Source organism: Pseudobythopirellula maris (assembly GCF_007859945.1).
Classification (GTDB): domain Bacteria; phylum Planctomycetota; class Planctomycetia; order Pirellulales; family Lacipirellulaceae; genus Pseudobythopirellula; species Pseudobythopirellula maris.
Window position 1 is genome coordinate 278,719 of sequence record NZ_SJPQ01000001.1, and the last position, 22,252, is coordinate 300,970.

At 62.5% G+C, this 22,252-nt stretch carries 16 protein-coding genes, 1 tRNA gene and 1 pseudogene; 13 read left to right on the forward strand and 5 right to left on the reverse strand.

Going from position 1 to position 22,252, the window contains the following annotated elements:
• Positions 1 to 451 precede the first annotated feature (451 nt).
• Positions 452 to 1,492 carry a DUF1559 family PulG-like putative transporter gene (locus Mal64_RS01035; RefSeq protein WP_449301091.1) on the reverse strand — a complete coding sequence of 347 codons (1,041 nt, stop codon included), beginning with the start codon at positions 1,490 to 1,492 and terminating at the stop codon, positions 452 to 454.
• A gap of 631 nt (positions 1,493 to 2,123) precedes the next feature.
• Between Mal64_RS01035 and Mal64_RS20040 the strand changes: the two are divergent.
• From Mal64_RS20040 to Mal64_RS01050, 4 genes and pseudogenes are all read left to right on the forward strand, one after another.
• Positions 2,124 to 2,294, forward strand: a pseudogene (locus Mal64_RS20040) (helix-turn-helix domain-containing protein); the annotation flags it as partial.
• 102 nt (positions 2,295 to 2,396) lie between these two features.
• Entirely contained in the window at positions 2,397 to 2,882 is a 486-nt protein-coding gene (locus Mal64_RS20265; RefSeq protein ID WP_391570409.1) for a helix-turn-helix domain-containing protein, read from the forward strand.
• A 353-nt stretch (positions 2,883 to 3,235) separates the two neighbouring features.
• Positions 3,236 to 4,084, forward strand: a complete 849-nt coding sequence (locus Mal64_RS01045) for a PEP-CTERM sorting domain-containing protein (RefSeq protein WP_197525318.1) — start codon at positions 3,236 to 3,238, stop codon at positions 4,082 to 4,084.
• Positions 4,085 to 4,964: 880 nt separating this feature from the next.
• Positions 4,965 to 6,191: a hypothetical protein gene (locus Mal64_RS01050; RefSeq protein WP_146395845.1), complete on the forward strand. Its 1,227-nt coding sequence runs from the start codon at positions 4,965 to 4,967 to the stop codon at positions 6,189 to 6,191.
• 187 nt (positions 6,192 to 6,378) lie between these two features.
• Here the strand turns inward: Mal64_RS01050 and Mal64_RS01055 are convergent, their stop codons facing one another.
• A complete protein-coding gene (locus tag Mal64_RS01055) occupies positions 6,379 to 6,621 on the reverse strand; it encodes an IS3 family transposase (RefSeq protein ID WP_197525319.1) in 243 nt (80 codons plus the stop codon).
• A 159-nt stretch (positions 6,622 to 6,780) separates the two neighbouring features.
• On the opposite strand from Mal64_RS01055, the gene Mal64_RS20350 reads away from it, so the two are divergent.
• Both Mal64_RS20350 and Mal64_RS01060 read left to right on the forward strand, forming a co-directional pair.
• Positions 6,781 to 6,885: a PEP-CTERM sorting domain-containing protein gene (locus tag Mal64_RS20350; protein WP_391570410.1), complete on the forward strand. Its 105-nt coding sequence runs from the start codon at positions 6,781 to 6,783 to the stop codon at positions 6,883 to 6,885.
• Between the two features lie 214 nt (positions 6,886 to 7,099).
• Positions 7,100 to 8,095 carry a choice-of-anchor A family protein gene (locus Mal64_RS01060; protein ID WP_146395849.1) on the forward strand — a complete coding sequence of 332 codons (996 nt, stop codon included), beginning with the start codon at positions 7,100 to 7,102 and terminating at the stop codon, positions 8,093 to 8,095.
• A 190-nt stretch (positions 8,096 to 8,285) separates the two neighbouring features.
• Here Mal64_RS01060 and Mal64_RS01065 read toward each other — a convergent pair.
• Both Mal64_RS01065 and Mal64_RS01070 read right to left on the reverse strand, forming a co-directional pair.
• A tRNA-Pro gene (locus Mal64_RS01065) sits at positions 8,286 to 8,359 on the reverse strand.
• Between the two features lie 194 nt (positions 8,360 to 8,553).
• Positions 8,554 to 10,230, reverse strand: a complete 1,677-nt coding sequence (locus Mal64_RS01070; protein ID WP_197525320.1) for a M28 family peptidase — start codon at positions 10,228 to 10,230, stop codon at positions 8,554 to 8,556.
• A 503-nt stretch (positions 10,231 to 10,733) separates the two neighbouring features.
• On the opposite strand from Mal64_RS01070, the gene Mal64_RS01075 reads away from it, so the two are divergent.
• The 6 genes from Mal64_RS01075 (at position 10,734) to Mal64_RS01100 (ending at position 18,710) form a co-directional block, all read left to right on the forward strand.
• Entirely contained in the window at positions 10,734 to 11,339 is a 606-nt protein-coding gene (locus Mal64_RS01075) for a hypothetical protein (RefSeq protein WP_146395853.1), read from the forward strand.
• Positions 11,340 to 11,492: 153 nt separating this feature from the next.
• Positions 11,493 to 13,664, forward strand: coding sequence for a TolC family protein (locus Mal64_RS01080; protein ID WP_146395855.1), 2,172 nt, complete (start codon positions 11,493 to 11,495; stop codon positions 13,662 to 13,664).
• Between the two features lie 403 nt (positions 13,665 to 14,067).
• Complete coding sequence (locus Mal64_RS01085; RefSeq protein ID WP_146395857.1) at positions 14,068 to 15,543, forward strand: efflux RND transporter periplasmic adaptor subunit; 1,476 nt, start codon at positions 14,068 to 14,070, stop codon at positions 15,541 to 15,543.
• Between the two features lie 20 nt (positions 15,544 to 15,563).
• Entirely contained in the window at positions 15,564 to 16,322 is a 759-nt protein-coding gene (locus tag Mal64_RS01090) for an ABC transporter ATP-binding protein (RefSeq protein WP_146395859.1), read from the forward strand.
• 39 nt (positions 16,323 to 16,361) lie between these two features.
• Positions 16,362 to 17,519, forward strand: coding sequence for an ABC transporter permease (locus tag Mal64_RS01095; protein WP_146395860.1), 1,158 nt, complete (start codon positions 16,362 to 16,364; stop codon positions 17,517 to 17,519).
• 42 nt (positions 17,520 to 17,561) lie between these two features.
• Positions 17,562 to 18,710 (forward strand): ABC transporter permease, encoded by a 1,149-nt coding sequence (locus Mal64_RS01100; protein WP_146395862.1) that lies wholly within the window; start codon positions 17,562 to 17,564, stop codon positions 18,708 to 18,710.
• A 141-nt stretch (positions 18,711 to 18,851) separates the two neighbouring features.
• On the opposite strand, the gene Mal64_RS01105 is transcribed toward Mal64_RS01100, so the two are convergent.
• Entirely contained in the window at positions 18,852 to 20,075 is a 1,224-nt protein-coding gene (locus tag Mal64_RS01105; protein ID WP_146395864.1) for a hypothetical protein, read from the reverse strand.
• 532 nt (positions 20,076 to 20,607) lie between these two features.
• On the opposite strand from Mal64_RS01105, the gene Mal64_RS01110 reads away from it, so the two are divergent.
• Complete coding sequence (locus Mal64_RS01110; protein WP_146395866.1) at positions 20,608 to 22,110, forward strand: ATPase, T2SS/T4P/T4SS family; 1,503 nt, start codon at positions 20,608 to 20,610, stop codon at positions 22,108 to 22,110.
• The last annotated feature ends 142 nt before the right edge of the window (positions 22,111 to 22,252 follow it).

Genomic DNA, 22,252 nt, shown 5'->3' on the forward strand with positions numbered 1-22,252 from the left:
CCGGTGTTTACCGACGACAGCGCCGCGACCACCGTCCAACGTCGTCAGTGAGTAGTGGCCGTCCCCATCGCAACGCCCTGTAGACACCGGACCAGGCGTCTTGCCGTCGACGGTCATTGGAACGAACTTGACCAGAGTCCTCGGTACGGGTTTGCCATTAAGGGTCACCGTTCCACTGACCGGCGCCAGGGAATACGGCCTTGAGTCGCACCCCGCGACCGCTAAGCACAACACGACGCCGAAACCGAGCGACATCGCACAACCGCCTATCTGAACCATTCGTAGCTTTCGTTCGCTTGTATGTTTTCCATGCCAGGGTGTCACTCGCACCAGATAGCAGGGCCGCAATTTCACCAGGCGGGGAACCTGCCCGGCATCGGCTGGCGCGACAACATCGACAATTACCGCGGCGGCGCGGTGCTCTCGGGTGCGCTCACCGCTCCGGATCCCGTCAGAACGCAGGGAGATCAAACATGTTCGCTCCCTCACTAGCGATTGTCCCACGGTCAGCGTGAATCAACATGTCCACGTCTGTGGTCACGCTGCGAACCGACGCGTCGCAATACACGAAGTTGATCGTGCCCGCAGCGTGCATGCTCCCCCAGGCCCGTTTGCAATCGTTGTACCTGCCGCCGGCTTCAACGCACCTGGCGTGGTCAGCGATCAAGGTCCTCGGCTCGATGGAGGTAGCCGACTGATTGGACGATTCGTGTTCATACGCCCAAAGCACTTCGTAGCCTTTGCCGAGGTCGCTGATCGAGGCGTACTCGCCTACAAGGTAGGTCTTCGATGTGCCATCGAGAATTCGTTTCATGCTTGGGTCGGGCAGCTTCCGGTGCCCGCTGGCGTCCTGCCAAGCATCATCCGGAACAAAGGGCAGTGCGCCGCGGCTCCAATTCGGCATGGTCGCTTCCGCAATCTTTCGTGCTGACCGGGGATCGTCCCAGTAGATGTGGCTTGCCTTCCCCCAGGTACCATCGGGCCGAAGGTTGCCCACAACCATGCCCTCGCACCCCTTGTACGACCCCCTGGCATATTGGGCCTTGTTGTAATCGGCGTTCCCTTTCCACGGAACCACGAGTTCGCGCGTTTCCAGGTCACTGGGGCAGAGGTAGGCGGACACGATGGTCTCGCGTAGTTGCTTGTTCGCAGGCTCCCAAGTCTCCACGATGCTTCCGCTCGGGCTCACTCGCACCCAGGTGTCGAACAGAGTTTGCTCTTCAATGAAGGGCAGAATTTCGATCGTCCAGGTGCTTGTGTAGGGACCCAAAGAACTACCACGAATCGCCTTGCTCCCCGCAGGAAAAGCTCCGTGAGCGGACTCGTAGTTGTGAATCGCTAAGCCTATCTGCTTCAGGTGGTTGCCGCACTCCATACGCCTCGCGGCTTCACGAGCCGCTTGCACAGCCGGCAGCAGCAGAGCGACGAGTATCCCGATAATGGCGATGACCACCAACAATTCCACAAGGGTGAATCCCCGTGGGGCGTTCATTCTTTGAACTGACATGACGCCGACCTCCACGAATAGAAAAGGAATAAGATGAGCACGAGCGGGGCGACTCGCTCAGGCCACCGTCGTGAACTTCGCTACGCTCGACAATCCAATTGTCGCTGAATAGCGAACACGCGGCAACTCACTCCGTGTACTGGATACCTCCCCGGACCGCCGAGCCTCCCCCTCTCGTAACCCAGAATCACCGGAACCCTAAGGCGGGGAAAGTGGGCCCAAGCGCGCCTTCAGCTGCGGCCAGCCCAAAACACACCGGCGCCGGCTCACACGCCGCGCCGCTAGGGTCCATTTCCCGTCGGTAGTTCAAGGCGGGCTCTAGTATTCACAAAGGGATCGCTCGCACTCCGCCAGCGCTCTCCATCTCCATATCCATGGTGGCTGTTTCTGCGGCTGGTTCTACCGACTGACTGCGGCTTTGCGCCACAGCAACGCTCCCTCTTGACAAACTAGAAGGCGCACTACATTGATACAAGAGTAGCCTTATCGTAGCCGCACTTCCTGCGGAAAAGTCACACAAAGTCACGGCAGACTAATGCCAATGAGGCGCTTCGATAGCAGTCGCCCGGACTTCTCGCCCTACGGTATCACGTGCGAGAAATGGTCGCCTACTCGCATGCCGAGGCCGGACCGGCACAACGAGATTGAGATAAATCTGGTCCACTCGGGATCTATCTCATACCTATTGGGTGGCCGAAGAGTTGTCGTCGAGTCGGGGCGGCTCGCAGTGTTCTGGGCCGCAATCCCGCACCAGATTGTAGGCTTCGAAGGGGCGGCGCCATACTTTGTTGTAACGCTGCCTCTAAGCAACTTCCTCGACTTGGGCTTAGAACGCAGCGTGGTCACCCGAATCTTGCATGGCGAACTGCTGGATGTCGCCGCAGACCCATTGGATCCGAGTAAGTTCGGTCAGTGGGAGCGAGACATCGAGAGCGGACATCAAAGTAGCGAGTATGCTGTGTGCTTAGAAGTCCAGGCTCGGCTGCTCCGCGTCGCCCGAGACGTGGCTAGCACTCACGGGGGCTCACCGCCCTCGGCAAAGCTTTCGCGGGCAGACGAATTGGCGTGCCATATCACAAAGAACTATCAAGGACCGCTAACGGCAAGCTCGATCGCCGAGGCAGTCGGCGTTCACCAAAACTACGCGATGAACCTGTTTCAAGAAGCGTTCGGCATGACGATGACGAGCTTCATCACCCAGCATCGTATTTCGCACGCGCAACGGATGCTCGTGACGACCGACGAGCGAATCCTGGGCATTGCATTGGAGGCTGGATTTCAAAGCCTCAGCCGTTTCAATGAGGCTTTCAAGGCCGCCTGTAAATGCTCACCTCGAGACTACCGAAAGGCGCACCGGATCGAACGCCCCTCATAGCCTTTCGAGGCTGGTGCATGCTCACCTATTCGACGGGCCTTAGCATACCGGGATAGCTGCTGAGGATCCCGGCAGTGGCGTACTCAGAAGATGCGATATGCCAGGACCGGTGACGTGTTTACCGGCCGCAATTCGCTTGATTCGTTACCCCCAACCGCTTAGGCTAGCAACCGTGTTAGACAAGCAACCGTGGAGTGGCTTGTCGGCGGTCGACGCGTAGCTTGCTGCGGGGGGCCCAACGATGCACAAGTCTCGCCGCGTTTACTTCTCCTCCAACTAAGGAGCACTATCGCACGAGACACACCCACGTCTTTTCTCTTTTAGTCTTTTCTTGCAAGTGAGGGGTTCTCATGATGCGCACTATCTTTGTTTTTCCAGCTACGACCATTGCGGTCGTGCTGACTCTCGCTGTTACGACAGCTCACGCTGAGTTGGAGTTGATCGACGTAGCTGCTGACGCAGAAGTCAGGGAGGTCTTTGATACCAATGTCGATCCGCCAAATGCCACCAACACACGCTACGACGTCGACGGCGATGACGACGACATAAACTCGCGATTCGCCGCTGCCGATCCGGGCGATCCTCTCAGTGACTCGGACAACGATATCATTGCCCTGCGGTTCGATACCTCTGCCGCCGACTTGAGTTCTAAGCCAGGTGCTTATCTCCAAATTAACCTGGCTCGCTCTTCAAGCAATAACGGTAAAGACCAACGTCTGTGGGGTGTTAATTCGGGAGCGGCTAACCTGAATACCTGGGAAGATCTTGATACTACCGACTATGGCGATATTCCCGGCATGTTAAAGGATTTCGACCGCTCCACCCAAGGCGTGGACGACGCAACCACCACATTTCTTGGTACGTTCAACGTTCTCGAATTCTTCGGTTCCGATCCGGGTGCGAACAATTTCTTTCATCTCACCCAAGCAATGCTGGACAATAGCGGACCAGCTGAAGCTGCCGAGGGCACCCTCATTAGTTACCTGCAAAGCTTGGCTCCAGGGGACCATGCGAATTTCCTTATTGGTGGTGTTGACAGCACCGGGACGTTCCGCATCAACACTCGGGAACATGTCCTAGATCCATTCAACCCACTCACAGGCTTAGAAGGAGCAAACTTGGTTCTCACTCCCGAACCGAGCACCGTTGCGCTGCTTGGCCTGAGCGGTGTGGCGCTAACCGTACGGCGCCGTCGCCGCTAGGCTTTGCTGCCTCCGCTTCGTTGACCTCAACATGGGGCGGGAATCGTGCCTACTTCGGCGCCATTCCCGCCCTCTTTATTGTCAAGCGCGTAAAGATGGCTCAAACGATTGCGAGATTGCCAAGCCGGACGCGAACGTGGCGATTGACGAGGGACGGTGCTTCCTTGGCCACGCCCGCTTGCTAGTGCCGACGGACCATAAAAAGTAGGTCGGAGCAACCTATGAGACGCGTTCTTAGAGCGGTTTTCGAATTGGTGTGGACGAGGGGGGAAGCGATTGTCGGCGTGGCGAGGAAGCCGAAGCAGGCAATGCGGTGCATTGTCGATGTAGGCTGACGAAGCCATGACGCCGATCAGTTAGCTGCGAGTCGTATCGAGGATCAGCTTGCTGCCTGGACGCGATCCTCTTCATGCCACAGGGTTGATCAGCAGAAAAGGAGACGTGTTAGAACCGCCTTCCGATAATGTAGATCGACAGGATCGTCGTGTCGGAACTCCATACGCACACATCGATGGGCAGAGCTACCGCAGGCACGAGTCACTGCGACCTCTAAGAGCAACGGAAACGATGCCCTTACTATGCAGGTACTCCGACTTAGAATGATAGCAGTTGTAACGCGATAGCCGCAGCTCGCCTAACCTTCAACGACCTCACACTGGGCGAAGAACTTGACCCGGCGCTCTGTAGCAGGCTAATTTGATTTCATATCTGCGAATGCTTATCGCCAGTCGATAGCAGCAACACTTATCTTTTCTTTTCCACGCCGACTGGGTTCACTAATTGGTTGGCGTCCTCTTCGGGTTTTCGCGTTAAAATCTTTTCACGTTTCTAGGTGAGCCTTTCTGCGAGGCATCCATCTAGTCCAGCAAGGAGAGAATCGATGAGATCTAGCATTTTAGCCTGCATGGGAGCAATCTTCGCGCTGACGCTCTCGAATGTAGGCTCTGCTCAAACGATTGTCACTCTTAGCACCGCGGATGCAGGTGGAGCGGATGGCAAGATGTTAAGATATGACGAGTTTCTTGCCGGCGCACCTGACGACTTTGAGGAGGACGAAACTGTGGCGCGGGTGCGAGGAAAGCAGGGCACAGCCTTGTTCGCTAAGTTCGACTTGCGGGGAATCGATAAGAGTAGGATTCAAGATGCTGCTCTATATTTGACAAGCGTCCATGAGCGCAACAGGCGGTGGACCTGGGGCGCGGTGCATCACGGCACTGCAGCACTTCAGCCTGGCGTTGATGGATTAACCTATGACACGGAGACCTGGGACGAAACCACAACGACGACGAATGGCTCTGTTCCTGGGGCCAATAGCATGTTGGGTTTCCATGAAGCTTTCACAGCGTGGGAGAACGCGTGCTCTATTGATCCAGAGAACTGCCCTAATGACCAGACTCTGGCCACTGAAGTAGCCGTTGAAGATTCCGTTACCCTCTTCTCCTGGTACAACAATGAGGGCGCATTTGACGTTCTTGCTCAAGGGTCGAAGGCCACCGATGTGGGACGTGATGGAAATGACCCATTATGCGATGCCGACCCAGTGGCTTGCTTGAACACGCCCATTCCTGGGGAACCGTTTGCCCTAGAGGACAACAACAATGACTTCGTTTCGTTTCTTCAACAGTACGAGGGCGACTTCGTAACCCTGTTTGCCAACGCCAGGAACACGATTGACATTTTCTTTAGTGACTACGAGCTCACTCAAGCAGATCTTGACGCGAATTTCGGATTCTCCCAGCCGAGCGATGGGGATTTGTTTCTAACCGAGCCTGTCGCCGAGGGTGAATACGCGCCGTTCCTTCAGCTCGAACTGGGAGATCCTTCATTCGGTCGAGGCGATTTTAACGGGGATGGCAGTGTGGACGCTGCAGACTTCACCACGTGGCGGGACAATCTCGACGCCGATGAGTCGGTATTGGCGGCTGGCTCTGGCGACGGGTCGGGCACGGTTGACGTGGGTGACTACGACGAGTGGGTGTTGAACTTCGGTTCGAGCAGTGCTACCGCTCTAGGATTGTCGGTAGGCGTCAATGTTCCAGAACCGAGTTCGTGGGTCCTGCTTGCGATGCTTAGCGCCCTGCTAGGGTCTTCTCGGCGACTTCGATGAAAGCTTTCCGAAGCCTCGGTGACCACCGACGAGTGCATGGGCAGTAAGCTCGTCGGTGGCCGCCTATTGCGTGCGGAACGTCGCATGGGCGACTAAAGCAATGCAGAGTATTTGGGGTTTATGCACGTGGAAGAATGGCGCATCCAATGCGATAGCCCACCAATTCCGGACACCGACGGGGTGAATTTCACGCCGCGTGCGTCGTAGCGTGTTCGGCTTCGAATTGGTCAGGAGACTTGTAGCCGAGCGTCTGGCGCCGACGCCTCGGGTTGTAAAACGTCTCGATGTACTTGAAGACGCTCAGCCGGGCGTCCTCCATCGTGGTGTACGAACGCCAGTTCGTCCCCTCGTGCTTGATCGACCAGAAGATTCGTCCGCCACGTCCGCCTTCGGCGGATCGTAGCAGTCGCCACGGCGGCTCATCGAGCACTCGACGCCGAGTGTTCTTAACGTCTTCTGGACGCGTCGCTCGTGTACTGGCAGCCTGGGGGGATGGACCGACGGCGACCTCAACGGCGACGGGCTCATCGACATCACCGATTTCTCACTGCTCTCCGGCAATTTTGGCGCCTCCGTAGCCTCGCCCTCGATTTCGGCGCCTGAACCCGCCGCTTCGGGATTGGGCATGTTGGCGCTGGCGGCAGCGGCAGCGGCAGCCAGACGGAATCGGTCGCGTGGTTGCTGGCGAGGCTAATCGCATCGCTTGATTGAGGAATCCTGGGCGTCTATCCGGGGTCTGATTATTTGAATCTTTTTTCGCTAGCAATCGTCAGCATCTGGTGCTCGCCGGGAGTACATTATGCGGAAGACCGAATCACCGCTCCTGTCGCCGGGGTAGTACTAATCGACGTGCGGAGGGCGGCGTAGGTCGTTTCTCTCCTAGGGCGGCGAATAGGGATAAGTATCCTATGTTACTCCGATTGATCACTCACCGATTCTTTGGCTGCGCCGCACTACTGGCTCTGGGCGCCGCGCCGGATCGCTGCGAAGGATCCTCGACGACCGCCCTCTCTCGAAACAGTATCGTGGTGTTTCAGGATTGGGACGCGGGGTCCAACACAGCGGGAAGTGTGGTGGTCGGCGGGAACGTGCTCGGCCAAGCCACCGATGTCGCCGTCGGCACAGGCATGGTTACTCCCGGTGAGGTCTCACTGACCGTTGTTGGCGATCTAGCCAACGGCAACGTCAACATGCAGAAGGGCAGCGCCCGCATCGGCGGCGATCTCGTTGCGAACATCAACCTTAATCAGGCCGGCAATCACGTCGCCCTCGCTGGGACCAAATTTGGGAACGTCAACGGCGGCCCGGTGATCGCCGGAGGGATTCCGGACATCAGCGATTTGATCGCGGAACTCACCGCCGAATCCGCAGCATTCGCGGCGCTGACGCCCAACAGCACGATCGACACCTCGGACCAGAACGCCACGTATTTTAACGCCGCTCCCGATTCGGACCACCGCGCCGTTTTCGATTTAAACTTCGAAGATTTGTTCAACAATCCGAACGCGAGGTTCGAACTGAACGCGAACGGCGCCGACGAGGTCATCATCAATGTCTCTGGCGGCGGGGCGATGAACAATAACTTCGGCGGCTCATTCAGCAACGCACCGGAGGAATTGATATCGTCGATAGTTTGGAATTTCTACGACGCCACCGACTTTGTCTCTAACCGACAAATGTGGGGGTCGCTGCTTGCGCCCTCGGCCAGGGTGCGATTGAACCAAAACCTGGAGGGCAGCCTGGCGGCCGGATCGCTCGTGCAGCGGGCCGAAGTGCATTTCCCAACCTCGACCGTCTCCTCTCCCCTTGCCCCTGTCATTCCCGAGCCTTCGATGATGCTGAACTTTCTTGGGCTCGCTGCAGCCGCAGCAATTCGAAGGCCCATTCAACAAGGGTGGAGTTAGGCGAGATCGCCTTGAAGGGGTTTGAACTCTCGCAAACCTTGAAAGAGAAGCGGCTAACGGCCGATTACCGGGCCAAACGTCGGATGCTTGAAATCGTCTGTTTGAACTTCCGTCTGGTCGACGTAACTCTCGTCCCTGAATGGAGAAAGCCCTTCGACGCGCTCGCCGAAGGGCCTCTTTCTGAAGAAAGTCGGGCCGACAGGATTCGAACCTGCGACCTTTTGACCCCCAGTCAAACGCGCTACCAGCCTGCGCCACGGCCCGAGTCGAGAATTTCTTTGGCTCCGGTGGTGGCCGATCGCCTGTCGATCGGCCTGAGGCGTCGCGGTTGGTTGCTCTGGGGGAGCGATGCGACGCGTCTCGGGAGCCTCGTGTGCTGCGGGCCAGAAGGCCCCGATCGCACGCGAAGCGAGTATCTTAGCTTGTCGAGGCCGATCTCAAAAGGCCTAGATTCTCCTTTAATCGATAGCGTTTTGGCGGTTCCTTTTCCGGTGAAGCTGCAGAGCGAGCCGGTGGAGCAAAAATCCACCCAACGCGCCTGCGGAGATCAGCAGGAGCGGGGGAGCTAAGGAATGCAGTCTGATCGGGTGGGCCAGCACGCCGGCGGCGGCCGAGAGCAATCCGCCCAAGGCGAGCAGTGAGGCGGAGCGGCCGATGTCGTAGCGATTCGGATCGACGCCGAGCCGTTGCAGAAACCACCAAACGCAGAGCAAGGCCAGGAACCCGATCCAGGCCATGCGGAGCCACACAAAACTCTCGGCAAAGCCGAGCGGCGACACGAAGCCGCACCAAGCCCCTGCCCCGGCGCCAACCGAACACGCGAAGACCGCGCTTCGCCACGGGTTGGGAAGATCGCGCGAGCGTGGCGGCGTGAAGTCGGTTGGTTCGGACGTCGGGATCGCGTCGGCGGGAGCGTCGACAAGCTGTTTGACAACCTCTTCGGCGAAGTCGATCGAACGGCTCAACTCTTCGCGTTCCAGGTTAGCGGCGTCGTCGGTCATTTGGTGGTAGTGACGCGAAACGCCAAGCCGCGGGTCAACGGCGGCGAGGCAGAGTGACTCGTAGCCGCGCATGCGGAACGGCGTGGAGTCGTCCATGCCGGCCGGGGCGTCCCAGCAGCGAAGCGGCGGGCGGCCGAGTTTGTCCGCTGCGGCTTGCACCGCGGCGACGAGCGGCGGCGAGGCCTTGAGCGGCACGACCTCGCTCTGCGACTTGTAGCAGAGTTCGCCGTTAGTCAGGCAATCGAGCGCCAGGACGTATGTGTTCTGCCGGCTCCAGCGTTCTCGCATCTCACGCTGGAGCGCCGCCGATCCGAGCGATCCGGGTTCCTCGGCGGATGTGACAACACAGACAAGCTCGACATCGTCGGGCAGATCAGCGGCCAGACGGCGAGCGAGAATCGGCGCAGCGACGCTGCCGCTCATATTGTCGCTGGCGCCAGGCGAGACTTTATCACGCCAAAGGATCTCGAGGTTCATCAGCGTTCCGTAGAGAAACGCCAATCCTGTCGCTCCGATGAACAAGTTCAAATGGGCGCCGGTAAGGCCGTAAATCACGTCGAGCGCGACGAGAGCCGCGCAGACCCCGACGAAGATCTGCATCGGACGGCGGACAAAGCCAAACGGCCAAGGAGGCGCCGCACCGGTCGATCCGCGGGTGAGCTTGGGATGGAACAGCAGGCCTGTGTGCGAGGCGTCGGCGTGGCCGATCAGCACGATTCGTCGTCGCGGCTGCGGGCTCTTTGACGGACGGGTGACCATAAGGCTCTGCGTGAGCCGCCGCGGCAGCAAGCGGCGTAGCAAGTAAAACCGGTAAGTCGTGTCGCCCAGATAGCTAATGGCGGCCAGTGCGTGCAACGCGGCCGCGGCGTATGGCGCCACGGGCAGCAGCAATGTGCCAACTAACGCGACGCCCAGGTGTAACGCCAGCACCGGATAGATACTGCGGTTGGCCCGGAAGCGTGGCCACTCCACACGCCAGTCCGCCGGCGTGTGGCCGTTCTCGCTGAAGGCGTTGTAAAGCATCCGCAGAGCACGCTGCTCGTCGCGGCTGCCCGGCAGTCGGCGTGGGCACGCGTCGAGGATACGCTCCACGAGTTCGCCGGCGTCGTCGCTCTTCGGTTGGGAGAGTGGCATCGGCTCAGCTGAGTGATCGTTCCGCTGCTCCAAAGGAACGTACGCGGGGCACGGCGTGCTGAAACTCGAATTCGTGGGGGGCGTCGTGACGTCCATACCGATTCGTGTTTAAGCGGTGATGGCTGGTGCGGTGGGGCGTTAGTGGGCCATCCGGCGATGCGAACGACTATCTATAGAATTCGACCCAACCGCCTCGGTGGTCTCACGTGAAGTTAGGCAGGATCCTCTTTCTGTGGGGGCCAGCTCGCCGCGGGTCCTCACAACCGGCAACATCATCCGGGAGCGCAAGGTTTGCCGCCTGGGCAGGCTGGCGGGTTGTGCGACCTATGGGGGCTCTGGCGAAAGCCCCGATGACTTAGGGCGGCGCCGTTCGATGGTGGGGGTAGTGATTGTGACCCTTCACGGGCTTGGGAGTGTCGCCACTCCTTTGATGCCAATGAGGTTTAGGAGCAGTTGCCCCGCCGGCCGTGACCCATCGTACGAACGAACGGAGAATCGCATCCATGCGTGGTGAATTCACCTCAACGGACGCCTTGGCTGTGGGCATCTCGCTGCTCACAGCCGTTGCTGTGTCAGCGTTTTGCTCCCCCGCATCGGGAGCAACGCCGACGGCAGCCCCCCCCGCCGCTGAGGCGGAAATCATCGCCCCGGGCGCAACGCGCAGCGACGCGCAGCCGAAGCCGCTCGGCTCGATCAGTCTCAATTTCCTGGCGTCCGACGGCGGCGCCTTGCCGGGCGATCGTTCCGCGGCGGGATTAGCCGATGGCGAGAACGACCTGACCAAAGGGGTTGGTCCCAAGGTGGTGCACTGGCGCGCCTCGGAATGCTGGTGGCGGCCAACCTATTTCGAAGACACCCCGCTGGAGCGTTACGGCCAAAGCCTCGACTGCCCGTGGCAATCGGCCGTGTCGGGCGCCAAGTTCTTCGCGTCGATCCCGCTGCTGCCGTACAAGGCGGCGGTTGATTGCCCCACGAGCCGCGTCTATTCGCTCGGGTACTACCGACCGGGCAGCCCCACGCCTCGCCTCCGCCAGCGTCCGCCCCTTGAGACGGACGCGCTAGCCCTGGAGGGGGCGGCTTGGATGGGCCTGGTGCTGCTTCTTCCCTGAGCGGGGCGGCCCGGTGGTTTGGCTCGCGTCCGGCTGTACCGATTGCAGTGGTTGTCGGCTCGGCGCAACTGATACTTCCGGCGCATGCCGCTGGGGGCCGAATAAGCCTGATAACCGGCTCGTGCTGCAAGAATCGACCCCCACGAAGACTCCATGTATCGCCAGACAGCCAAGACCCCGCGGCATAGCACCGAGCCGCACTTTGCTGCGGCAGGGCGTGTGCCGTCGTGTGGGGGGCTGGGGCGGTTGACGCGGCTCGCCATGGTGATGCTTGTGGCTGTAGGGTGCCAATCGAAGGGCGCTTTCAAGGCCCGCTCTTGCCGGCCGGCGCCGCACTACGACGGCGTGGCTCAAAAAATCGAATACGCCGAGACATGCGGCTGCCCCGCTACGAGCGTCGTCACGATGCCCGAACCGCAGCGGGTTCGCATGGAATCGGAGCCGGTCGCCTGGGAGATGTCGCTCGACGAGGCGGTGGCGATCGCGTTGGCTAAAAGCGATGTGATCCGCGACGCCGGCGGGCGGGTGCTCAGCAGCCCGGCGTTGGCTAAAACGGCGTTCGATCCGGCGATCCAGGAGACCCACCCCCTCACCGGTCCAGAGGGGGCTCTCTCGGCGTTCGACGCGGTGTTCACCACCGGCCTCTTCCGGGAGCACAAGGAACGAACGATCAACAACCTGTTCCTCGCCGGCGGGCGACGCAACCTGGTTGAAGACAACGGCCGCTACCAAGCCGAGCTGAGCAAAACCTCGGCGACCGGCACCCAGTTCGCGTTAAGAAACACGACGAACTTCCTCAGCAACAACGCGTTGCTCAACCTCTTTCCGAGCGCTTACGACACCACCTTCGAAGCCGAAGTGCGGCAGCCGCTGCTCCAAGGCGCCGGGGTCGAGTTCAACCGCATCGCCGGTCCGAATGCGAGGCCGGGCCAGTACAACGGCGTGCTGCTGGGGCGGATCAATACGGACGTGTCGCTGGCCGACTTCGAGGCCGCCGTCCGCGACTTGGTGGCCGACACCGAGCGGGCCTACTGGGAGCTCTACTTCGCCTACCGCAATCTCGACGCCCAAGTGAGCGGTCGTGGGGCGGCGCTGCAGACCTGGCGGTCGATGCAGCGCAAACTCGAGGCCGGCCTCGCCGACCGCGAGCAGGAGTCTCGTGCCCGGGCGCAATACTTCGCGTTCGAGGCCCGAGCGATCGACGCTCTCAGCGGCGTCGGCGCGGCGGCGCCAGGCCTGCCGGCCGGCGGCGGGGTGTACGCCGCCGAACGCAACCTGCGATCGCTGCTAGGACTGCCGGCCACCGACGGCCGCCTGATCCGTCCGAGCGACCCGCCCGCCGTGGCCGAAACACGCTTCGACTGGGGCGATTCGTTGCTCGCTTCGCAAACGCAGCGGGTCGAGCTCCGCCGCCAACGCTGGATCGTCAAGCGGCGTGAACTCGAGCTGATCGCGGCGCGTAACTTCGGTCTCGCCAGGGTCGACTTTGTCGGCCAATACCGCCGCTTCGGCTTTGGCGACGAGCTGTTCGGCAACCGCAACTACAACAACAGCGGCGCGGTGGAGGACCTGCTCACTAGTGGGCTCGATGGCTGGACCGTTGGCGTGCAACTCTCGGCCCCGATCGGTAATCGCATCGGCCACACCGCCATCAAGAACGCCGAGTGGCAGCTCACGCGCGAGCGTGCGATCGCTCAAGAGCAAGAACGCCTGATCGCCAGCGAGCTCAGCGCGGCGTTCGCCGAGCTCGACAGGGCGTACGAGTCTCTGCGGGTCAATTACAACCGCCGCGACGCGGAAGGATTGCAGCTCGGTGAGGTAGTCAAGAAATTCGACGCGGGCGGAGTGCCGCTCGAGTTCGTTCTCGAGGCCCAAGGCCGCTCGACCGAGGCCTCTGCGCTCTATTACCGCAGCCTGGTCGAATACAACTTGGCGATCAGCCAAGTCTGCCGCGCCCGCGGCACGCTGCTTGAGGATTTCAACATCCATCTGGCCGAGGGGCCGTGGTCGGGCGCCGCCCATCGGTCGGCCGCCCACCAGGCGAAGAAGTTCCATCTCGCCCGCGGGCTCGACTACCGGCTGACCCGGCCGGGGCGGATCAGCCAGGGAGAGGTCACCCCCGCGACTTGCCGGCCGGTCACCCCGTGGATCGCCAGCTCGAGGTCGATCGAGCAGCCTACCGAAATGGTCCCCCCCGCATTGCCGTTCGAGCCCAAAGCCCTCAGGCTGCCCGGCGTTGAGAGCGAGAATTCGATGCGACTCGACCCCGTCCGGCCGGCCCGTGTGGCCGAGGGACCCTCTTTGCGTGCGGGCGTGGTGCGATAACCGCCCGTTCCTCTGGCCTAGCTCTACGGGATGTTTCTCTTGGCGGTCTGATAGCCCGGCCCCGCCGTGGCCATCTAAGTTGGCCCCTATAACCTGCCCTCAGGCGGCAGCGATCGGCGATTTTCTTGGGCGCCCGGATAGGAACCTGGCCGCGGCTCACGGGGTTGCAGGGGCTAGGCAGCAAAATAGCCGCCTAGGAACGCGCGAAATTTGCATCGCCGTCTGCCGCTCGATAGGATGGAACCTCTAAGCCCAGCAACAAGTTACGGCCATCACCGGTCGGCATTGAGGGGGGCTCACGCCCACCACCGCGCAAGCCGATTGCGAAGCCGCTACGCACGCCATCCCATCCCCGCGACACGCCCGTCGTGGCCCGCCGCCCTCCCCTGCCCCGCACAGTTCTATGCCAGTGACCGAGCGTGCGCCCGGCGGCCGTTCCTCTTCGGCCATGCCGGCTGCGAACCGCGCACAAGAACCACGTACCGAAGAGGCCGCCTCTTCGATGTCGTCGCGTGTGCAGGCTTTGCGTCTCGACGCGGCGGAGATGCCCTCGTCGGCGGGCAGCGCGGTTCCGCGTTACGTCGCTATGGGCGTCGTGGCGGCGCTTTTGATCGGCGGCTGGGTCAGCGGAACAACGGCCACGATTTGGAAGTCTTGGTTCGGGCCGTTCCCCGTGCCTTCCCACACAGCGATGCTCTACGACCCGGTCGACGCCGAGCTTTCGCTGACCGGCTACACCGAAGCGAGCCAAACGGCGGAGGTGGCGCCACGCATCGCCGGCACGATCGTCTCGCTGCCGATCGAAGAGGGCGACCGAGTCGAGGTGGGCCAAGTGATCGCGGTGCTCGATCGCGAGGAGTTCGCCCCCGACCTGCTGCAAGCCCAAGCCAGCGTCAGCATGGCCAAGGCGCAGCGCGACGAGCTGGTGCTCGGCTCACGCGAGGAAGAGGTCGCCCAGGCCGAGGCGAATCTCGCCAAGGCCGAGTCGGCGCTGCACAACGCCCGTCGCGCTTTCGAACGCGCCGATTCGATCAGCGACGTCATCTCGCCGGCCGAGCTCGACAAGGCGGAGTCCGCCTTCAAGAGCGCCGAGGCGACCGTCGAGCAATTGACCCACGCCGTCGGTTTGCTCAAGAAGGGCCCCCGGGCCGAACGGATCGCCGCGGCCGACGCCGAGGTGCAGCGGGCCGAAGCGGTGCTCGCCAAAGCGGAGTACGTGGTCAACGCCACGGACATCACGTCGCCCCTCACCGGCACGGTGATCGAGCGTCGGGCAACGCTCGGAGCACGGGTGGTGCCCGGCCCGATGGTGGGCCCCGGCAGCAGCTTGATCCTCTGCACGATCGCCGATCTCTCGAAGATCGAGGCCGTGGTCGATATCCCCGAGAGCCAAGCGGGCGATGTGCAAATCGGCCAACCTTGCCTGATCACGACCGAGGCCCACACCGGCCGCGAGTTCCACGGTGAAGTCGCCTGGCTCTCGCCGGTCTACAACCGCCAACGCGGCGTGCGTGCGGCCCGTGTGACGGTTGATAACGAGGAGGGCTTGGTGCTTCCCGACATGACCTGCCGGGTCCGCGTGCTCGGCGCCGCGGCGCCGGAAGACACCGCGCCCAAGCTTCTCGTGCCGGCGTCGTTAGTGGTCGTCGGCCAAGAGGGCGGCGAGCGGGTGCTCATCGAGGCGGACGGCCGGGCGGCGTGGGCCGATATCAAAACCGAACCCTTCGATGGCGACCGCAAGGGCTTGCCCCCGGCGATGGACGGCGTCGATTTTGTCGAGGTCACCAGCGGGCTCGAAGAGGGCGCGGTGGTGCTGGACGCGGCCAACTCTCGCATCCGCCCCGGCCAGCCTGTTGAGCCTGTGCCTGTCTCTCTCTGAGCCCCCCGCGTCTCCCTGCCATGATCACGCCCCCCACCGACGAACGACTGGTCGTCGTCGATGGCGTCCGCAAAACCTACATGCGCGGCGCCACCGAGGTGCCGGTGCTGCACGGTGTCGACACGCACCTGAACCGCGGTGAGTTTGTCAGCCTCATCGGGCCAAGCGGTTCGGGCAAGAGCACGCTGCTGAACCTGATCGCCGGCCTCGACCGGCCGACCCAGGGCTCGATCACGATCGACGGCCAAAAGATCTCGCACATGGACGAGTCGCCGCTCGCCCGTTGGCGGAGCACGAACGTCGGCTTCATCTTCCAGTTCTACCACCTGATCCCGGTCCTCACGGCGTACGAGAACGTCGAGCTGCCCCTGCTGCTCTACAACCTCTCGGCCAAGCGGCGCCGCGAACAAGTGCTCAACGCGTTGGAGCTCGTCGGCCTGTCGCACCGTTTGACGCATCGCCCCGGGCACATGTCGGGCGGCGAGCAGCAACGCGTTGGCATCGCCCGGGCGTTGGTGACCGACCCCGTGCTGATCGTGGCGGACGAGCCCACCGGCGACCTCGACGGGCACACGTCTGAGGAGATCCTCGACCTGCTCGGCGCCGTCCACGAGGACATGAAGAAAACGATCTTGCTCGTCACGCACGACCCGGCCGCCGCGTCGCGAGCCGGGCGTTTGATCCGGCTCGACTCGGGCCACATCGTGGCCGGCGCCGCAAACACGCTCGAAGAGGCGTTCCCCGGCTGGTCGGGCGCCACTTACGAATCGGCCCACTGACCCCTTCCATGCAGCGGTGATCGCCGCCCTCCCGAAGCTTTGAAGACCCTCGGTCTCATCCTCCGCAATCTCGGCCGCAACTGGCTGAGGACCACGCTCACCGCCATGGCGGTCGTGGTGCTGCTCGCCATCTACGCCACGGTCGACACCGTCACGTCGACCATCCAGGAGATGGTGCAGTCGAATACCAGCCAAACGCAGCTCATCGTGCGCGAACGGTGGGTCGTGCCGAGCGAGTTCCCGCGGCGCTACGTCCACAAGATCTCGCAGGTCGAAGGGGTCCGCGACTGGACGACCTGGAACTTCTTCGCCGGCTACCTGGGGGGCACCACCACCCAGGTGCGCGGCATGGCGACACGGATGGACAACCTGCGTGAGATGACCGCCGGCCTGGAAGACCTCGACCCCGCTTTGGTCGAGGCGATGCGACGCGAGAAGACCGGCGTGCTGGCCGGGCCGATCGTCTTGGACCGCATCGGCCGCGAGGTGGGGCAAACCTTCTCCGTCGAGTCGATCACCCACCCCGGCAAGACCTTGCAGCTGAAGGTGGTCGGCGTGATCGACAGCGAGCTGTGGGCCCAAACCATAATCTTCCGCGAGGACTACTACCAGCAGGCCCTCGGCGCCGAAGACGCGGTGAACATCATGCTCCTCGAGGCGGGCGACATCGACAACGCCCAGCGCGTGGCGCAGCAGGTCGAGAAGATGTTCGAGAACAGCGAGGCCGAACTGCAAGTCGAGACCGAGTCGGCCGGCGCCTCGCGCATCAGCAGCCGGCTCACCACGACGATGAACATCGTCAGCCTCGTCGCCTCCGTGCTGCTGTTGGACATGGTGCTGATCTTGTCCAACAGCATCGGCATCACGGTGCGCGAGCGCCGCAAAGAGATGGCCATCTTCAAGGTTCTCGGCTACCAGCCGATGCACATCTTCTCGATGGTCGTCGGCGAGGCGACGCTCATCGGCGCCGTCAGCGGCGCGCTCGGGGCGGGGCTGGCTTGGTCCTTCTCGCAGCTGAACGCCAGCGGAGCGCTACCGTTCCGCATCGACATGCTCGCCCAGTTCCCGGTGAGCCAGGATTACCTGCTGCAAGGTTTCTTCCTCGGCGCCGTGATCGGCCTGCTCAGCAGCGCCTTGCCGGCTTGGAACGCCCAGAAGGTGCGCGTGGCCGACGTGTTCGCCGCCCAGAGCACTTGATCGCCTAGAGCACATCAACCGCAGAGACCTACAGAGAACGCCTTGATCCCCGTCCGCTACAGTTCGCGAAACCTGATGGTCCGTTGGCGCACCACGCTGACGACGGCCGGCGGCTTCACGCTTGTGGTGGCGGCGCTGATCCTGATGCTGGCGTTTGTGAACGGCATCCGCACCGTCAACGCCGTGACGGGGCACCCGCAGAACATCCTGGTCATGCAAGAGGGCAACTCGGACGAGGTCCTCAGCCGGCTCGACTATTCGCTCGCCGTGCGTGTCGAGGGGACCCCCGGCGTGGCCCGCGACGCCGCGCGGCAGCCGCTCGCCAGCCGCGAGATGTTCATGGTCATGCAACCACGGGCCGAGGAGAACCAGCCGACAGGTTTCTTGCAGGTGCGCGGCTGCGGGCCCAACGCCTACCTGGTCCACGATGGAGTCCGGATCGTCCGCGGGCGGAATTTCCACGCCAACACGAACGAGGCGGTGATCGGCGAGAGCCTCTCACGCGAACAGGGGGTGCGCGTCGGCCAGATGCTCGCGCTCGGCTCGAAGGAATGGCGGGTGGTCGGCGTATTCAACGCCGGCGGTTCAACGTTCGAGTCGGAGGTGTGGTGCGACCTCGACCAGCTCGCCGCCCAGTTCAACCGCCACGGCGCCTACACCTCGGTTGTTTTGCGGATGGAGAGCGTCGCGGCCGTGGCGCCGGGCATCAAGCACCTGCTGGAGAGCCGCCTCACGCCGGTCGAGGCGATCCGCGAGCGCGACTACTTCCAGGCCCAGGCCGAGCAGACCGAGATGATCACCGCAGCCGCTTTGGTGATCGCCATGTTCATGGCGGTTGGCACGGTCTTCGGCGTGACGAACACCATGTTCGCCGCGCTCGGACAAAGGACCAAGGACATCGCCGTGCTGAGGCTGATGGGCTACCGGCAGGGCGAGATCCTCGTCGCGTTCTTGCTCGAGGCGCTGCTGATCGCCGCCGTCGGAGGCGTGGTGGGGCTGATGCTCGGCAGCCTTATCAATGGCATGACGCTCAGCGCCACGATGGGATCGAAAACGCTGGCTTTCGCCTTCCGAGTGGACGCCGCCATCATGGCCACGGCGCTCGGCTTCACGCTCGTGATGGGCCTGCTGGGAGGCTTGTTCCCGGCCGTCTCGGCAATGCGAGTCCAGCCGCTCGAAGCGCTCCGTTAGCGCGCCCATTGCTTGCAGGCCCGTAACGAGAAAGCCCCGCCGCCCGCTTGCGCGAGCGACGGGGCTGTTGTTTTTCTCGCTTCCGCCTGGAAGCAACCCGCGTGGCGATGCCCCTTCGAGAGGCGGCATCACCGTGACGGGTCAGTAGATAAATCCGGTCGACAGCGTCAGGCCGATCAGGTCGATGTCGCCGGGGCCGCTGACGGCGCCGGTCGACGTCACGTCGTCGAGACCAATGGCGTTCGTCGCCGTGGCGCCTGCCCCGTTGAAATCCCCGGTCCAGTGTTGGTACTCAACCGAACTGCGGACGAAGTACGTGCCGGCGGATTGCTGCAGCCGGCGACGGTACTCGAGACCCAGCTGCACCTCGCCGATGAAGATCACGTCGTCGCTGTTGACCAAGTCGCTGTCGGCTACGGTGTTCGAGCCGGCGCCGTTCCGCGTGGTGGCGGTGGTGAGCACCTGCGCCCCGTTGTCGCCCCACAGGAACGAGGCCCGTCCGCTGTAGAAGAACCGCAGGCCCGTGTTGCTGGCGCCGCTCGTGCCCGCCAAGGCGAACGTCAGGCCGGGCGCCTCGATGAACCGCTCGCCCGTGGTCGTGCCGGCCACCTGCTGCGGACCGAGGAACGAGGCGTCGAGCGAAGTGCTCTCGACGATGTCGAACTTGGCGTAGCGGAAACCGAACGAAAGCCGGTTGTCGCTTCGGGAATTGGTAAAGCGGCGGACCACCTCGGCGTCGAACGTGTGGGCGTCGATCTCGCCTTGGATGCGAGACGCGTCGTAGATGTTGCCGATCGGCTGCGTTGTGCCGTTGCTTTCGCGGTGGTTCTCGTCCAAGTGCCAGTAGCGGACTTGCGCGCCCCAGCAACCGTTATCGGCGCCGAGCCACACCCGCGGCCCGACGCTAATCTTGTGCTCGAGGTTCTCGTTGTAGACCGTCGATGGGGTCAACACGATTCCGGTGGCGTCGACCCGCAGAGCGGACGCGGACTCGAAGTCGGCCGATAGGAAGGTCGCCTCGGCGCCGGCGTAGATGTTCAGACATCCACAGCCCGAATTGCAAGGGGAGCAGCACCCGCTACCAAAGCACCCGCTGTCGCAGCACGAGGCGTCGCAACAGGCGGTCTCGTTGGCGCACACCTGCGTGAGAGCGAAAGCCTCCGAGTCGCTCACGTAATGAAGCCGGCCAACCTCGATCGGCTTGACGACAGGCTCTCCCCAAGCCGCGTTGGCGTGAGCCTCCGCGTAGCGGAGCTGATCAATCGGCGCCGGAGCCGTCGCCGACGAGGTCGTGGCTACCAGCACGCAAGAAGCGGCAACGCCAATCCAACGCACGACAGATATACCGCTAGCGACGGTAAGCATGATCAGAATCTCCCTATTCATTCAGATAGCGACTGCCCTCATGGGGCGCCGCAGGGGCGACAACCGTGTCGCCATGGTTCTCAACGCGTGCGAACGCCGATCGGCGCCGCACACACAAGAACCTCTTGGAGATAGCATCGGGTAGCCGCGTGACGATTCCGCACGCCCCTTACTTCGGTGGTCCTCGGCGGAAAATCCGGGCGATCATCCCCAGCGAACAGGGCTTGCCCAACCCGCAGGGTTCGCCAGAACGCCGCGTCGAAGCCTGCGTGGTATCACCGCTGATCACCCCTCACTGAAGAACGCCTGCAGCTCGAACAAGCCCGATGGTGAAACGTTGTAATCCAACACGTTTCGAGGCTCGTACGGGCTGGAGCTAGGCGTTTGAGTTCTTCGCCGCTGGCCGCGGATTGGTCCGCCACGGCTGCGCTGCTAGCGTGCTGGATTTTGGATTACAATAACGGTATCGCGTTTGGCATCTACCATCGGGCGATACCACGCCCTCCTCCCCCCAGGCGACTGGCTACCAGCTATGGCGACGACCAGTAAGAAAAACGCTCCCAAGGATGAGTGGTTTTTCGAGATCGGCGATGGCCAAGTGTATGGACCTTTCACCTTCACCAAGCTGCAGAAGTGGGCCGAGAGCGGCGACCTGATGCCCACGCACCGGGTGCGCGAAGGAGATGAAGGCGAGTGGATCATTGCGGCCTACGTGCCGGGGCTAGAGCTGACGGTCGCCACGCCGCACGACAAGGCCCCCGCCACGCCGGAGAAGCAGGATTCGTTCAAGGCGTCGCTCGACTACATGAATCGCAAGCTCGGCCGGGCCAAAAAGGCCGAGACCGAGGCGCCCGCCGACGACGGAGCGAACTACGGCAATCCCTCGGCGCTGTGCGATGAGCTGCTCGAAACGGCTTTTGAGCGCCGAGCGTCTGACATCCACATCGACCCCGAAGAGCATATCTTGCTCGTGCAGTTCCGGGTCGACGGCGGGCTCGAAGCCTACAAGAAGTACCCCAAGCGTCTGCACGCCAGCATCATCGGTCGCATGAAGGTGCTCGCCAAGATGGACATTGCCGAGCGGCGAATGCCCCAGGACGGGCGGTTCACTTACGAGCTGGGACCCCACCGCCGCAAGGTCGACATCCGGGCCGCCTGCTTGCCCACGACCCACGGCGAGCGGCTCACCCTGCGTTTGCTGTCGATCGACACCGAAGCGCTCACACTCAACAAGCTCGGCATGGAGCCCGCCACGCACCGGCTCTTCGCCGATGCGGTTGGCATGAAGCAAGGGATGGTGCTGCTAACCGGGCCCACCGGCAGCGGCAAATCGACCACGCTCTACGCCGCCCTACGGCACCGCTTGGGTCATCACCCGGGGCGTGTGATCACGATCGAGGACCCGGTCGAGTTTGACATCGTCGGCGTCGCCCAGGTCGAGGTCGACACGGCCGACAAGGTCCGTTTCGACACCGCCCTGAGGAACATCCTGCGCAGCGACCCCGACGTGATCATGATCGGCGAGATCCGCGACTACGACTCGGCCGACATCGCCATCAAGGCGTCGCTCACTGGCCACCTGGTGCTCAGCTCGCTGCACACGAACTCGGCGGCGAGCGTGGTGACGCGGCTGGTGGACATGGGGGTGCCGCCGTACCTGGTGGCCTCAACGCTGCGGCTCTGCGTTGCCCAGCGGCTCGTGCGGCGGCTCTGCCAGCTCTGCCGCAAGCCGCACGAGATGAGCGAAGCCGAGGCGGCGGGCCTCGGCCGGCCGGAACTCACCGGGCAACTGGTGTACGAGCCGAAGGGCTGCGCGACTTGCCAGAACCGCGGCTACAAGGGCCGGCTGGGGCTGTTCGAGATGCTGCCGATCGACACGGAGTTCGGACGCATCATCGTGAACGGTTGCGACGAGATCGAGATCGTCGAGAAGATGCAGCAGCGAGGCATCACGCTGCTCGCCGACGACGCGGTGAACAAACTCACCGCGGGCCTCACGTCTTACGCCGAGGCGGTATCTCTGATGCACATGTGAGGCGGTTAACAGCCTTACTCGTGGCCAAATGTTTTTCAGTAGCGTGCGCCGCGGTCACGGCCGGCGTTTATTTCACGTTTGCCCACGAGGAGCAGGGCGTTTCACCTTTATTCAGTAATCGCTTTGGGACACTCGCGACATT

Excerpts from the sequence above, each read along its gene's own strand:
- Mal64_RS01085 (WP_146395857.1), top strand. The coding sequence starts at position 14,068 with ATGCCAGTGACCGAGCGTGCGCCCGGCGGCCGTTCCTCTTCGGCCATG.
- Mal64_RS01075 (WP_146395853.1), top strand. The coding sequence starts at position 10,734 with ATGCGTGGTGAATTCACCTCAACGGACGCCTTGGCTGTGGGCATCTCG.
- Mal64_RS01045 (WP_197525318.1), top strand. The coding sequence starts at position 3,236 with ATGCGCACTATCTTTGTTTTTCCAGCTACGACCATTGCGGTCGTGCTG.
- Mal64_RS01070 (WP_197525320.1), bottom strand. The coding sequence starts at position 10,230 with ATGCCACTCTCCCAACCGAAGAGCGACGACGCCGGCGAACTCGTGGAG.
- Mal64_RS01060 (WP_146395849.1), top strand. The coding sequence starts at position 7,100 with ATGTTACTCCGATTGATCACTCACCGATTCTTTGGCTGCGCCGCACTA.
- Mal64_RS01105 (WP_146395864.1), bottom strand. The coding sequence starts at position 20,075 with ATGCTTACCGTCGCTAGCGGTATATCTGTCGTGCGTTGGATTGGCGTT.
- Mal64_RS01110 (WP_146395866.1), top strand. The coding sequence starts at position 20,608 with ATGGCGACGACCAGTAAGAAAAACGCTCCCAAGGATGAGTGGTTTTTC.
- Mal64_RS01050 (WP_146395845.1), top strand. The coding sequence starts at position 4,965 with ATGAGATCTAGCATTTTAGCCTGCATGGGAGCAATCTTCGCGCTGACG.
- Mal64_RS01035 (WP_449301091.1), bottom strand. The coding sequence starts at position 1,492 with ATGAACGCCCCACGGGGATTCACCCTTGTGGAATTGTTGGTGGTCATC.
- Mal64_RS01090 (WP_146395859.1), top strand. The coding sequence starts at position 15,564 with ATGATCACGCCCCCCACCGACGAACGACTGGTCGTCGTCGATGGCGTC.
- Mal64_RS01080 (WP_146395855.1), top strand. The coding sequence starts at position 11,493 with ATGTATCGCCAGACAGCCAAGACCCCGCGGCATAGCACCGAGCCGCAC.